Source organism: Micromonospora sp. WMMD734 (genome assembly GCF_049178975.1).
Taxonomy (GTDB): Bacteria; Actinomycetota; Actinomycetes; order Mycobacteriales; family Micromonosporaceae; genus Micromonospora; species Micromonospora wenchangensis.
This window is the reverse complement of sequence record NZ_JBMHMK010000001.1, coordinates 5,069,159-5,082,343: the sequence shown is the minus strand read 5'-3', so window position 1 is coordinate 5,082,343 and position 13,185 is coordinate 5,069,159. Positions and strand designations below refer to the sequence as shown.

The 13,185-nt window shown below is 69.0% G+C and carries 12 protein-coding genes; 7 read left to right on the top strand and 5 right to left on the bottom strand.

The window, feature by feature from the left end; translation table 11 throughout:
• The first annotated feature begins 7 nt into the window (after window positions 1-7).
• Window positions 8-859 (top strand): alpha/beta fold hydrolase, encoded by an 852-nt coding sequence (locus tag ACN267_RS21760; protein WP_204958894.1) that lies wholly within the window; start codon window positions 8-10, stop codon window positions 857-859.
• A gap of 524 nt (window positions 860-1,383) precedes the next feature.
• Here the strand turns inward: ACN267_RS21760 and ACN267_RS21755 are convergent.
• From ACN267_RS21755 to ACN267_RS21740, 4 genes are all read right to left on the bottom strand, one after another.
• Entirely contained in the window at window positions 1,384-2,646 is a 1,263-nt protein-coding gene (locus tag ACN267_RS21755) for an ATP-binding protein (protein ID WP_421490476.1), read from the bottom strand.
• A 659-nt stretch (window positions 2,647-3,305) separates the two neighbouring features.
• On the bottom strand, window positions 3,306-3,953 hold the full coding sequence (locus tag ACN267_RS21750; RefSeq protein WP_421489540.1) for a nucleotidyl transferase AbiEii/AbiGii toxin family protein: 648 nt from the start codon (window positions 3,951-3,953) through the stop codon (window positions 3,306-3,308).
• 2 nt (window positions 3,954-3,955) lie between these two features.
• Complete coding sequence (locus ACN267_RS21745) at window positions 3,956-4,522, bottom strand: hypothetical protein (protein WP_421489539.1); 567 nt, start codon at window positions 4,520-4,522, stop codon at window positions 3,956-3,958.
• A 96-nt stretch (window positions 4,523-4,618) separates the two neighbouring features.
• Complete coding sequence (locus tag ACN267_RS21740) at window positions 4,619-6,967, bottom strand: TOTE conflict system archaeo-eukaryotic primase domain-containing protein (protein WP_421489538.1); 2,349 nt, start codon at window positions 6,965-6,967, stop codon at window positions 4,619-4,621.
• Between the two features lie 61 nt (window positions 6,968-7,028).
• Here ACN267_RS21740 and ACN267_RS21735 point away from each other — a divergent pair, with 61 nt between their 5' ends.
• The 5 genes from ACN267_RS21735 (at window position 7,029) to ACN267_RS21715 (ending at window position 10,041) form a co-directional block, all read left to right on the top strand.
• Complete coding sequence (locus tag ACN267_RS21735; RefSeq protein WP_228543333.1) at window positions 7,029-7,340, top strand: hypothetical protein; 312 nt, start codon at window positions 7,029-7,031, stop codon at window positions 7,338-7,340.
• Between the two features lie 6 nt (window positions 7,341-7,346).
• The gene (locus tag ACN267_RS21730; RefSeq protein WP_421489537.1) at window positions 7,347-7,916 is read left to right on the top strand and encodes a hypothetical protein; all 570 of its coding nucleotides are present in this window, start codon (window positions 7,347-7,349) and stop codon (window positions 7,914-7,916) included.
• Entirely contained in the window at window positions 7,883-8,491 is a 609-nt protein-coding gene (locus ACN267_RS21725; RefSeq protein WP_421489536.1) for a hypothetical protein, read from the top strand. Before ACN267_RS21730 ends, ACN267_RS21725 begins: the two co-directional genes overlap by 34 nt.
• 126 nt (window positions 8,492-8,617) lie before the next feature.
• Complete coding sequence (locus tag ACN267_RS21720; protein WP_357757614.1) at window positions 8,618-9,199, top strand: RNA polymerase sigma factor; 582 nt, start codon at window positions 8,618-8,620, stop codon at window positions 9,197-9,199.
• The gene (locus ACN267_RS21715; protein WP_421489535.1) at window positions 9,196-10,041 is read left to right on the top strand and encodes a hypothetical protein; all 846 of its coding nucleotides are present in this window, start codon (window positions 9,196-9,198) and stop codon (window positions 10,039-10,041) included. The genes ACN267_RS21720 and ACN267_RS21715 overlap by 4 nt, the downstream gene beginning before the upstream one ends.
• A gap of 39 nt (window positions 10,042-10,080) precedes the next feature.
• Here ACN267_RS21715 and ACN267_RS21710 read toward each other — a convergent pair whose 3' ends face one another.
• On the bottom strand, window positions 10,081-10,632 hold the full coding sequence (locus ACN267_RS21710) for a hypothetical protein (protein ID WP_421489534.1): 552 nt from the start codon (window positions 10,630-10,632) through the stop codon (window positions 10,081-10,083).
• Window positions 10,633-11,174: 542 nt separating this feature from the next.
• Between ACN267_RS21710 and ACN267_RS21705 the strand changes: the two genes are divergently transcribed.
• Window positions 11,175-12,365, top strand: coding sequence for an IS110 family transposase (locus ACN267_RS21705; RefSeq protein ID WP_421489533.1), 1,191 nt, complete (start codon window positions 11,175-11,177; stop codon window positions 12,363-12,365).
• The last annotated feature ends 820 nt before the right edge of the window (window positions 12,366-13,185 follow it).

Genomic DNA, 13,185 nt, shown 5'->3' with positions numbered 1-13,185 from the left:
GATTCCTATGAGCATCGCCCTCTCCACGGTGAAGGCCGGGCTGCGGGTCGCCTCGGTGGTCGCACCGGGTCTCGCCGGGAAGTGGACGTTCGCACTGTTCTGCAAGCTCCGCACCCCGTCGCGGGTGCGCCCCAACGAGGCCGAGATCCACGCCCAGGCCCAGGTGGAAAGCATCGAGTACAACGGTCGGCGGGTCGTCACCTACCAGTGGGGGGACGGCACCAAGCCCGTCCTGGTGGTCCACGGTTGGGAGTCCCGCGGCTCGCGGTACGCACCGCTGGTGGCGGAGCTGCTCGCCCGCGGATACAGCGCGGTCACCTTCGACGCACCCGGCAACGGCGACTCCGAGGGAAATCGCACCACGCTGCTGGAGTACGCGGACATCATCGAGAAACTGTACGAGCGGCACGGCCCCTTCCAGGCGGCCGTCGCCCACTCGTTCGGGTCGTTGGCGCTCTTCCACGCCATGCGCAAAGGGGTCAAGGTCGACCGCGTGGTGACGGTGAACGCCGTGTGCGACTTCGACTACCTGGTCCACCGGTTCAGCGAGGAACTCGGTTTGTCCGAGCGCCTGAGGAAGGATCTGAGCCGCCGGTTCGAGGGCCTGTTCCCGCAGGAGCAGGACATCTATCGCCGTTTCTCCGTCCCGTACCAGGCGGACCGGGTGACCGGTCCGGTGCTGGTGATCCACGACGAGGATGACCGTCGGATCGAGATGTCGCAGGCCAAGAAGATCGCCGCGGCGTTCCCCGGCCAGTCTCGGATGATCACCACTCAGGGCTTCGGACACAGCAAGATCCTCACCGACCCCAAGACGCTGACGGCCATCGCGGACTTCGTGTCGGAATCCACCGTCTGACCGCACCCGCCTGTCGTCCTCCCAGCTAGCGCGCGCCCCGGCGGGTCTGTACCCACCGGGGCGCAGTCGTCGTGACGATCGGGTACGGCTCCGGCCAACTACCTTGTCAGCGGCTCACGCAGTGCCGTGACGACCCGGTACTGCAACGGCAATTGGTCAGGGATGACGTTGTCGTCGGTGGTGACGGGTCCGGGCCTGGTGTCGCGGCGTCTGCGCCATCGGGGCCAGGCACGGATTTGCTCGAGTTCATGGGGGATGGGGGTTTCTCCGTATGCCGGAGGGTTTGGTCTGTCCGCGTTCTAGAGTTCCATGGCTCTGCGGTCACGTGCTCAGGGGATAGAGCATCGGTTTCCTAAGGCTGGCCTCCGCCGGTGTCCGCAGGTCGATGACCTGCGGATTTCCTATCGTCCCCGGTACGTGCCGGTCGCTTCGCGGGCTCGCTGCGATCGCTTGCCGAAGATCAGCCGACCAGCGCTTCGGTCGTCGGTGGCCAGAAACGGCTGAGGAGCAGCCTGGGAGCGAGGTCAGTCTGCTGTCGGGGCGGGAGCCTGCCACAGGGTACTGACCGGCATGGCGCGGAGCCTGTCGCCGAACGGCAGCGTGGCGGTGCCGGTATAGAGGACGATGCCGGCGACGAAGTCGTCGCCGAGGCGCTCGGCGAGCCGGCGTAGCCCGCGGAAGTCGTCGGGTCCGACGGTGCTGGCTGCCTTGACTTCGATCCCGACCACCTGACCAGCTCGGTTCTCGAGCACCGCGTCGACTTCGTACCTGCTCTGGTCGCGGTAGTGGGACAGGTCGACGGGCTGCTCGGACCAGGTGAGCTGGCGGGACAGTTCGGACAGGACGAATGATTCGAGCAGCGGCCCGAACGGTGCGCCCGGCCGGAGCAGCGCGCGGGCGTCGGTCGCGATCTCGTTGGCGGCGATACCCGAGTCGACGAAGATCAGTTTCGACGCGGCGGTGGCCCGGGTGCCCAGGTTGCGGGACCAGCCCGGGATCCGCTTGATCAGGAAGATCTCTTCCAGCGCCTGGAGGTAGCGGGCGATCGTCGGTCGACTGAGCCCGAGGGCTGATTCGAGGGAGTTGGCGGCGATGATGGTCGCGGACCTGGCCGCAAGCAGGCGTACCAGTTTGCGTAGCTCGCCCTTGTGCTGGATGTCGGACAGTTGCCGGACGTCGCGGTCGATGAGCGCCTGGACGTAGGCGTCGAGGAACCGTTGGCGGCGGCGCGGGTCGGTACGGGTGGTGGCCTCGGGTAGGCCGCCGCGCACTATCCTGGCCGCATAGTCGGCGCGGGTCACCTCCGACTCGTGTCGCAGGTCCGGACCGAGCGTGAAGACGGCGTCGATGAATCCGTCCGGCTCAGCGTCGAGTTCTCCCTGGGAGAACGGCCAGAGTTCCACGGTCTCCATCCGGCCGGGCAACGCGTCCGGGGCGGCAACCATGCCGAACAACCGTGACGAGCCGGTGAGCAGATACCGGCCCGGACGAGGGTCCTCGTCGACTGCTGCCTTGATGGCCAGCAGTAGTTCCGGAGCGCGCTGAATCTCGTCGATGACCAGGAGGTCGGAGGAGTCCACGAACCCGACCGGGTCGGCGATCGCCGCCGCCCGGTCCTGCGCCCGATCAAGATCGCGGCGCTCGGCCAGACGATCGCCGGCAACGAGGCGAACCAGGGTGCTCTTGCCTGCTTGGCGTGCTCCACTGATCAAGACGACGCGGGTGTCCTCCAGGGCAGCGTCGACCTGCGCGGCGGCGCGGCGGGGGATCAGATGCGGTGTGGGCACGGCATCATCATAACGGCCGCGTTTTCGATCTGCGAGGATCTGGGCTTTCGATCTGCGGCGCAAGGTGCGTTCGGTACGCGGTCATCTGGTGTTCGATCTGCGGGCCACGCGGTCGAGCCGGTTCGTGGAAGGGGTCCACGGCTACGTCGCGTTGTTGTGTGTCGCGGCGAGTTCGGGGAAGGCGTGCCCTCCGGTGGCGACGTCGAAGGTGGTTGTACAGACGGGACGTCGTTGATCTTCGATGATGTACGCGACGTGTGCTCGCCAGCGGATGCCAACCCGGGTCATTCGGTGCCGACGCGGGTCACCGCAGCCGCTCGTGGTCGCAAACGGGGGTTCGTGTGCTCGGGCTGTGGTCCTGGGCTGGGCGAACGGGGGTCCGGGTGACGTGGGTGGAAGTGGGCCACTCCCTGCCACCCCAGGTGAACCCGCAGGTCGCTAGACTAGGCGCTCGCGCCCTCGTAGCTCAGGGGATAGAGCATCGGTTTCCTAAGACTGGCCTCCGCCGGTGTCCGCAGGCCGATGAACTGCGAATTTCCTATCGTCCCCGTTGCGTGCCGGTCGCTTCGCGGGCTCGCTGCGATCGCTTGCCGAAGATCAGCTGGAACGTTGTGGGCCCTGTGGGTGCCGGCATGACGTAGCCGTGAGTCGGGGCCGAGTCATCGTTCCTCGTCGTCGAGCAGTTCGCGGCGCCACTGCGCGAATCGGCTTCGGAGTTCGTCCAGCGCTGGGCCGGTGACGCCGTACTGGGCGAAGTCGTCGGGGTCGAGGTGGGTGGCTTGTCCGAGGGCGTCGGCGAAGATGCGCGGGTCGAAGCCACGGTCGGCGCGCTGGGCCAGGGTGAGAAGGGCTTCGCGGGTGTAGCGGCCGGAGCGGAGGGTGGCGTCGATGTCGATGAAGTCCCGGGCGAACGCTCGCCCGTAGAGGGCGCTCATCTTGTTCGCTACTGCGTCGTCGGGGTGGAGGACGGGTCCGATCGCCATGAGGATCGGTTCGTTGGCCCGCCAGTCCACTCCGAGTTCGACCTTGGCAACCCGAATGCCGTCGGTGACGGCCAGCCGGGCGAAGGTGTCGTACTGGCGCTCGGTCTCGACGGTCAGGCTGTCGACTCGGTAGGCGTGCACGACGGCGGTGACCGCGGCGGTGAACTCGTTGCGGCGGTCCCAGGCGGTGAACAGATCGATGTCCTCGCTGGGCCGCTCGACGAGCCCGGCGGCTTGGACCGCGTAGCCGCCGGCCAGCGCGAAGCCGTATCGATCGGACGCCGCGAGCCCGGTGCGGGCGAGGCGTTCGTGGAAGGGGTCCACCGCTATGCCGCGTTGCTGCGGGTCGCGGCGAGTTCGGGGAAGGCGTCCTCCCAGCGCTGCCGGAGCTGGGGCGGCAGCCAGAGGGTGGGCCAGAGCCGCCGGAGGAGGTCGGCGTCGAGCCAGGTGTTCAGATCCTCGACGGTGCTGGCTTCGGTGAGCACCACCTTGTACATGCTGGCCAGGCGTGCGGGCCGGTCAAGGTCGTACTCGGCGTGCCCGGACCAGTCGAGGTGACGCGGAAGCGTCACTGTGCCATCGGCCGGGCCGTGCAGCGCGGCGAGGCTTTCAGCCACGACGTAGGGCTTGCGGTCGCCGTAGGGCCGGTAGTCCGCCGGCGGCTGGGGTGCCGTTCTGCGTCGGCTGATGTTGGTCGCCCGTCGGACTTCTGGTCGGAGCGCCTGACGGATGGTCTCTCGGCTGTATCCGGTGACCCGCTGCAGATCCACCGGCCGCCAGCCAGCCGCGTGGAACGCCCGCAGCTGCTCGTCCCGCTCGGTCAACGCCTGCGACCGCGTCGCCTCGTACCGGGAGACAACCGCCTGCAGCTCATCCTCGGAGAACCGGCCCATGGTCATCAGCCTACTACGCTAGGCCCAGCAAGCTTGGCCTTTCATTCGCACCCTGTAACCGGCGGGCCCAGGCGTGGTGATCGCGTCGGGATGCACTCACGTTCTGGTGAAGCCGAGGGCCCGGTATCCGGGCATGCGGCGTGGGAGTGAGGCGGCAAGGATGGGTGTGGCCGGGTCGTGGTAGTCGTGGGCTTCGGCGAGGTCCTTGCCGGGTGCGGCGCGGATGACTCGGCCGGCGCATTGGACGAGTAGGCCGTCGTAGGAGATCGGGCCGGCGAGGAACAGGGTGTCGAGGGCGGGGGCGTCGAAGCCTTCACCGATGAACGGTGTGGTGCCGATGACAAGCAGGCCGTCGCCGGCCTTGGCGCCGTCGAGCCGGTCAACGACGGCCCGCCGTTCGCGGGTGCTCATCCCGCCTTGGAGCACGAGCGCCTGATGTCCGCGTGCGGCGAGCAGAGCGGTGAGTGCCTCGACCTGGGCGACGCGTCGGGTCAGCACGAGACAGTTACGGCCGCGGGTCAGGGCTGCGGCGACGTCATCGGCGATCTGGGTGTTACGGGGCTCGTCGAGGGCGAGTCTTCGGTGGACCTCGGCGAGCGCGCCGGGCGTGTCCAGGTCGATGTCGCCGGGTTGGAATGTGGTCTCGTGGATGAACAGCGCTCGCCGGGGTCCGGCGTCGGTGTGCATCGCGGCTGCGAGGGTGCCTGGTTCCTCGTCGGTCAGGGTGTGGCGGACGGGGCCGAGTTGCCAGGTGACGAGTTGGCCGAGGCCGTCGCGTCGGGTGGGGGTGGCGGTGAGGCCGAGCCAGAACTGCGCGGCGATCCGTTTGACCGAGTGCTCGTAGGCTGCGGCGCCGAGGTGGTGGCATTCGTCGACGATGACGTGCCCGTACCCCTGGGTCAGGGTGGCGACGTCGTCGCGCCGGGCGAGGGAGGGCAGCAGCGCGATGTCCACCGTGCCGGTGAGCTTGTGTCGGCCGCCGCCGAGTTGGCCGGGCTTGATGCCGAGGAACTGTTGGATGCGGGTGCGCCACTGGTCGGCGAGGGCTTTGCGGTCGACGAGGACGAGAGTGGAGGCGTTGCGCTCGGCGATCACGGCGCAGGCCATGACGGTCTTGCCGGAGCCCGGTGGCGCGACCAGGATCCCGTCGTCGTGGGCGAGAAGCGCGCCGACCGCGTTGGCCTGCCTGCTGGTGAGTTCGGCGGTGAACGCGGTGTCGATCTCGCTCCCGGAGTTCCGTGCGTCCGTGACGGCCAGCCGGGATCCGGCGCGCTCGACGATGGTGGCGATGGTGTGCCGCAGGCCCCGTGGGAGGACCAGGTGGTCATCGAGGGTGAGGTCGTAGCCCTGGATGAAGCGTGGGGTGTCCCAGGTGGACTTGCGGAGTCGCTGCAGTTCGTAGAACTTCGGGTTGGCCATGGCGGCGGCGTGCTTGAACGTCGCCAGGGCGGCGGGGGTGAGCTGCCCGGCGTCGATGCTCAGCCCGGCACCGGCCTCCGCGTGGACCACGGGAGGTAGCGGTGGATGGACCTGGGTCGCGGCGGACCGGCTCATCGTGGCGACGTCGGCACCGGTGACGGCTTGCTTCGCCTGCCGGGCGATCCGATCGGCGTCGCCGGGGCTGAGCCGGTCCAGCGTCGACAGGAACGCCCACTGGTCCGCGTGCGGCTCGAGGATGCCGAGGTCGAGGAAGGTGGTCAGCCCGTCCTTGCGGCGGCGTCCCTGTAGGGGTGCGGCGATGAGGTTGCCGAAGCCCCCCTCGGGCAGGACGTCCTGGTTGGGGAACAGCCGGTCGTACGAGCGCAGATCCATCGACCCGCGCAGCACCATCGCCTCCCGCAGCAGGACCGTGCCGACGGCCCGCGCGGTGGCCGCGGCAACAGCACCGGTGAAGAAGACCCACACGTGGGCACCGCGGCCTGACTGGGAGATCTCCAACGCGGCGGGCACCGCGCTGGCCCGTGCCGCCTTCACGTACGCGAGGGCGTCGAGCATCGCCGTCGGCCCGTCGAAGTCGGCCACGACGAAGTGGCAGGTGTTGCCGGGCATCAGCGGATACAGGCCCATGAACACGTCCCCGACCAGATGCGCCGCGACGACCTCCGCCGTGCGGGGCAGGTAGGAGGCACCCCGCCGGTCCATACCCCTACGCCAACCACCGGCGACCGCAGGCATCCACCCGGCAGCGCCGGTACGGGCGTTGTCCCACCGCACGGCGTACACGTCGACCCGGGCCCGGAACCGGTCGGCGAACAACGCCAGCTTGTCCCGGGTCGGCGAAGCCATGGTAACCAGCCCCGGCGGCTCCACCGGAGCGGACAACTGTTCCGGCGCCGCAAGCGTGTCCTGGCCGCGCAATTCCAGCAGACGCGCCAGGCGGGCGTTCTCCGCCCGTAACCGCTCCACCTCCCGGCGCAGATCAGCGAACTCGGCCACCGAACCCATGCCGACCATCCTCGCGTATCGGGCTCCCAACACCCCGACACCGGTCCGCTATCCTCCGCCGATGGCATCGAAAGGCAACGCCGCGCTGGAGGCGATGATCGAGGAAGCCACGGTCGACACGGACGGTTGCGAGGACGAGCTCGCCGGTCTGTTCACCATGATCGAGGAGCATCTGGCGGTGCCGTTCACCACCACCGTCCTCGGCGTCGAGGTCGCCGTGCGGAAGGTCGAGCTGGCGGCGGACAGCATCGTCGCGGTCTGCGTCCGCGGCCGCCACCGGCAGCAGGTCGGCCTTCTCGACCTTCCGCTACCCACCCCCGCGCCGGACGGTGCTGGGTGGATCGACGCCTACCGGCACTGGGCCGGACGGTAGGCCACGGTGAGCGAGTACCAGTACTACGAGTTCACTGCCGTCGACCGGCCCCTCACCGGCCGGGAGCGGGCCGAGCTGCGGTCGCTTTCCACCCGGGCCGACATCACCGCCACCAGCTTCGTCAACACCTACGAGTGGGGCGACTTCAAGGGCAACCCGCGGAAGCTGATGGAACGGTACTTCGACGCGCACCTCTACCTGGCGAACTGGGGAACCCGCCAGCTCATGCTGCGGCTGCCGAAACACGTGCTCGACCCCGGCACGGTGGCCCAGTACTGCCAAGGCGACAGCGCATCCGCCTGGACCACCGGCAAGCACGTCATCATCGACCTCCACGACGAGGACGGCACCGACGAGTGGGACCTCGACGGCCACCGCCTGCTCACCTCCATCATCCCGGTCCGGGCCGGCCTCGCCGCCGGCGACCTGCGCCTGCTCTACCTGCCTGGCTGCGCTGCATACAGTCCGAGGACATCGCCGACGACGAGCCCGAGCCGCCCGCCCCGGCCGGACTGGGCAGCCTCGACGCGTCCCTCACCGCCGTGGCCGAGTTTCTGCGCATCGACCCCGATCTGATCACGGCTGCGGCGGCCGGGTCGGCGCCGGTCGCCTCCGGTGAACCGACAGCTGCGCAACTACGGACCTGGGTCGTCGGGTTGCCCGCCCGGGACAAGGACGCCATCCTGACCGACCTGATTACCAGCGGTGACAGCCACCCACGCAGCCGACTGCTGCGCCGCTACCGCGACGCGCATCCCGCCGACGCGTCCACCCCGACGGCCGCCCGCACCGCCGGAGAGCTACTCGCCACCGCCGCCGACCTGCGCGCCGAACGGGAACGCCTCGACGCCGAGCGGCGTGAACGCGACCGGGTCCGCCGGGAACGGTCCGCGGCAGCAGCCCGGCAACGGCACCTCGACACCCTCGCGAGCGACCAACCCGCCGCATGGCAGCGCGTCGACGAACTCATCGCCACAAAGAAACCCCGCGAGTACGACAGCGCTGTGCAACTCCTCGTCGACCTGCGCGATCTCGCCGAACGCGACGGAGACAGCGGGCTGTTCCAACAGCGGCTGGCCGAACTGCGGGCGGTGCACGCCCGCAAGCCCAGCCTGCTCGAACGCCTCAACCTCGCAGGCCTCGGCACCTGACGCTTGGATCGCGGCCCGGTGAGTTGGCCACCGTCGCCGACGCGCGGCGTGGCCAGCCCTGAGATCAGCCTTCAGCTATGGATGGCCGATCTGCAACAGATCCCGCGTTGGCGGCCATAGTGTGGTGTGAGGCATCAGGTACGGCCGTCGGACGAGGAACTGTGGTCTTCGATCGCCGCCGGTGACGAGGCGGCTTTCGGTCGGCTCTTCGACCGGTACTCCCGTCCGGTCTACAACCACGCGTTCCGGCTGACCGGGTCGTGGTCGACGGCCGAGGACGTCACCCAGGCGACGTTCCTCGTCGCGTGGCGCCGCCGGCACGACGCGCGACTCGTGGACGGATCGGCGCTGCCGTGGTTGCTGGTCGTCGCCACCAACGCGGTCCGCTCGGAGTGGCGGTCGGCGCGCCGGTGGCTGGCGCTGCTACGGCGTCTACCGGGAGAGCGGTACGCCGATGGTGACCTCGCCGAGGACGTCTCTGCGCGGCTCGATGACGAGCGGCGGATGGCCGAAGTCCTCGCGGTGGTGCGCCGGTTGCCATCGGCCGAGCGGGAGGCGGTGGCGTTGTGCCTGTGGTCCGGCGTTTCGTACCCGGACGCGGCAGCCGTGTTGGGCATCAGCGAGGTGGCGGTGCGGTCGAGGGTCAGTCGTGCGCGCAGCCGCCTGGCCCGTTTGATGCCGGAAGAGATTCAGGAGGGGAATCGGTGAACGACATTCTCGACCTGCCCGTTGAGCGGGACCTGCCACCGGAGGCAGCGCGCGCGATGCGGGCCCGGATCCTCGGCTTCGCGAGCCCGCCTCCGCCGCGTACCCCACGACTGCGGATCGCCGTGGCTGCGGCGGTGCTGCTGGCCGTGGCGTCCGGTGCCGTATCGGTGGTGTGGGACCGGCCGGAGCGCTCGACCGTGCAGGTGTTGGCCATGGGGGTCGGGGAGCTGTCGCCGACGCTGCAGGATGCGGCCGAGCGGTGCCTGCAGTGGAACTCCCCACAACGACAGACCCGCCAGGCTCCAGGGGAGCGACCCGTTCCGGTGTCCCTGGCCGACCTGGCGGTGGCCACGGAGCGAGGTGACCGCGCGCTGGTGTTGCTCATGAATGACGTCGGCTACGCCACCTGTGACGTGGAGTGGGTGGGAACACCCCGGGAGTCCGGCGGGGGCGCCACTGAGCCGTGGCCGCACGGTGCCTGGCTGCCCGGGCCGGTGCAGCGGCTGCTGCTGACCTCCACCGAGTTCGACGGTGGGGACGTCAGCGTCAGCGGCCGGGTCAGCAGCCGCGTCCACCGGCTCGTGCTCGATCACGGCGACGGCCACGCCACCACAGCACGACTTTCCGAAGGCGCGTTCGGCCTGATGACCAGCGACGCCAGACTCAAGGCCGGCAACGACCCTGAACTGGTCAGCTACGACGCCACCGGGACGGAGATCGACAGGCGTCCGTTGTTCCGGGCCGAGGACCAACTCGAGCACTGCTACGCGGGCCCGGACGGGAAGCGGATCTACGGCAAACCGACCAGCGACTGCCGTCCCGCCGAGACGTGGGGGCGTTAGCCATGATCGGAGGCTGCCCGCTGCCCGGGGCGTGGGTCGTCACTCGCGGGTCAGCCGCGGTGGCAGCGCGTCCTCGTCGGGTCGGACCTGGCGGGCGTTGGCCACAGGGCCGCACTCCAGGGTGTGGATCAGCGACTTGCGGCCGCCCAGGCAGGTCCAGGTGTCGTCCCAGAGCGCGGAGACCAGCCATGACCGGTCGGCGGGGAAGAACAGATCGGGTAGCGCGCCGTGAGCGTGGCGGATGTGACCACCGGTCCGCCAGGTGAGGGCTTGCTCAGTCCCGGCCTCGACCAGCACGTACGGCCAGTTCCAGTAGAGGAACACCCTCGGGGCGTGGGGGAAGACGACGTCGTGGGCGCCGGTGTCGAGGTAGGCCAGCCACCAGGGCTGGTCGGGCGTGTGCGTGATGAGGTCCTCGATCAGGGCCTGCTCGTAGGCGGCGGCGGTGACCTCGTCGGTCTGATACGTGGTGGCGTAGGCGTCGAAGACCGGCGGGATCGCGGTGGTGATCGAGACGCCGGCAGTGGTGTGCCCGGCGATCCAGTCCACGTCGGCGGCGGTGCCGACGCGCCCGTCCTTGCTGACCTGCACACCGCTATTCAAGCCGCTGGGGCGACGGTTGGCGTGGGAATCAGGCCGGTCTCGGAGCGGCGGCCGGCGACCAGCCGTCGTGGGTCCCGATGCCCAACCCCTGCCCTGCGCTCGGTGGAGCGCTCATGCTCGCAGGTCCCGCACATCGTGTCCGGGGTGCCGGCCGGCGACGGCGGCAGGCTCAGGGTTGCCGCGCCCGCAGGGTCCGAGGGTGGGGATGGCTGAAGTGTGTTCCGCCGTGATCGTGGCTGAGCTTCGAGGTGCCGCCCGCTCTCGCCTTACCGGCGGGTTGGTTGAACGGGCGCGGCCCTGGTGGCCGTAGACCCTGATGCCCGGGAGCGGTGGGTATGGCTGCATGTGTTTCGTCGAGATCGCTTGGCTCACGGTAGGAGATGCCACCCGCCGCTTCGTCGTCTGCGAGATTCGGTAGACCGCTGATGGAGATCCGCGACCTGCGTTCGCCTCGTGAGAAGGTGCCGGCAAGTCCGAACCCGCAGACCAGGGCTATTCGCCAAAACTGACCGATGAAGGGGAGCATGAGGGTGGCGAAGTTGTGGATCGGCGTGGACATCGGCAAGACCCACCACCACGTGGTCGCCGTCGATGGCGACGGCCGGTTGGTCTACTCCCGCCGGGTCGCCAACGACGAGACCGCACTGCTCACCGTGATGGCGGAGGTGTCGACGCATGGCCGTGCGGTCTGCTGGGCGGTCGACGTCACCACCGGCCTGTCCGCGCTGCTGCTGACCTTGCTGTGGCGGCGCGAGGTTCAGGTCCGCTACGTCTCCGGGACGGTCGCGTTCCACATGGCCGCCGCGTTCGCCGGGGAGAACAAGACCGACGCCCGCGACGCGGTGGTCATCGCCCAGACCATCCGCATGCGCCCCGACATTCCGATCCTGGAACCGGCTGACCGGCTCTTGGCCGAGCTGACCCTCCTGACGGGCTACCGCGCCGACCTCGTCGGCCAGCGCGTCGCCACCCTGTTCCGCTTGCAGGAACTACTCACCGGCATCAGCCCCGCCCTCGAACGTGCCGTGGACCTGAACCGCAAGGCCCCGATGATGGTCCTCGCGTGCTGGCAGACTCCGGCCGCGATCCGGCACGCCGGCGTCGACCGGATCACCGCCCTGCTGCGCCGCGGGCACGTGAAGAACGCCGTGCAGGTGGCCGAGGCTTTGGTGGCCGCCGCCCGGCAGCAGACCGTCAACTTGCCCGGACAACGGGCCGCCGCCGTGGTGGTCGGGCAGATGGCCACCGAAATCCTCGCCCTGGAGCAGCGCATCGCCGCTGTCGACGACCTCATCGCCGAGCAGCTCGACCAGCACCCGCTGGCGCCGATCATCGAGAGCCTGCCCGGCATGGGGCGATTGCTCACCGCTGAACTACTCGTCCACACCACCGGCATGACCGAATACGACAGCCCCACCAAACTCGCGGCTCATGCCGGCCTGGCGCCGGTTTCCCGCGACTCCGGAACGATTTCCGGAAACCACCGGCCTGCCCGCCGATACCACCGGAGACTGCGGCACATTCTGTGGATGGCCGCCTTCACCGCCGCCAGAGAATGCCCGACCTCCCGTGCCTACTACGAGAAGAAACGCGCCGAAGGAAAGAACCACCGCCAAGCCATACTCGCCCTCGCCCGACGACGCGTCGACGTCCTCTGGGCACTCATCCGCCACCGCAAGACCTTCACCCGACCGGCACCAGCGATCCGCGCCGCAGCCTGAACCAGCACGTTCTCCACCGACGCGAGCCCATCGCGCCGGCCGCTTCGCCCTGCTCGCCAAGATCAACCGGAGTCACATGGAGACTCGAGCTGTGGTCGACTCTCGCCCTCGCTCGTCTCGGAGTTTCCACTCGACTTCGACTTCAGATCGTTGAACCAGCCCTTGACGTATGGCGCGGACTTGACTGCTGCGATGATCCCGCCAGTGGCGACGACCCCGGCTTCCCGAGGTAGTCGAGGCGCTGCGGGACTGGCCGGATACCGAGCTCAGATCGCTCCTTGGAGCCTACGACGCCTACCGCCGTGCAGGCGCAGACGACGTAGCACAGGCCGAACTGCTCGCCGCACGGGTGCCAGGTGCGCCGTGGCCGTGAGACGCATGCTCGAAGAGTCGGCATCCCTATGATCATTTTCGTCGACGGGATCGATGGTAGCGGGAAGACGACTCTGATCAGACACCTTGCCACCGCCCTTAACAGCAGTGGCATCGAAGCAGTCGTCTCTAGTCCACTGTGGCGTTACCTCCCCACGATCGCCGCGCCGGAACAGTTCGCCTCCTGGGCCGTCAGTACCGCAGGTATGAACGTTGCAGAGGCGCTCATCGGGGCGATGATTGATCGTCTTGATGATCTCCGCGACCTGAGCGTTGCACAAGACCCCGTGTACCTGGTTGATCGCGGGCCGAAGACCGTCTACGCATCCGCCCGCGCCCACGCCCACGAACGACACACGGCATTCGAACTCCTTTGGGAAAATCTGGCCGCCTCGGTCCGAGCACTCACCGACGTCCAGCCGTCTGTGGCGATCGAACTTGGCGAGGG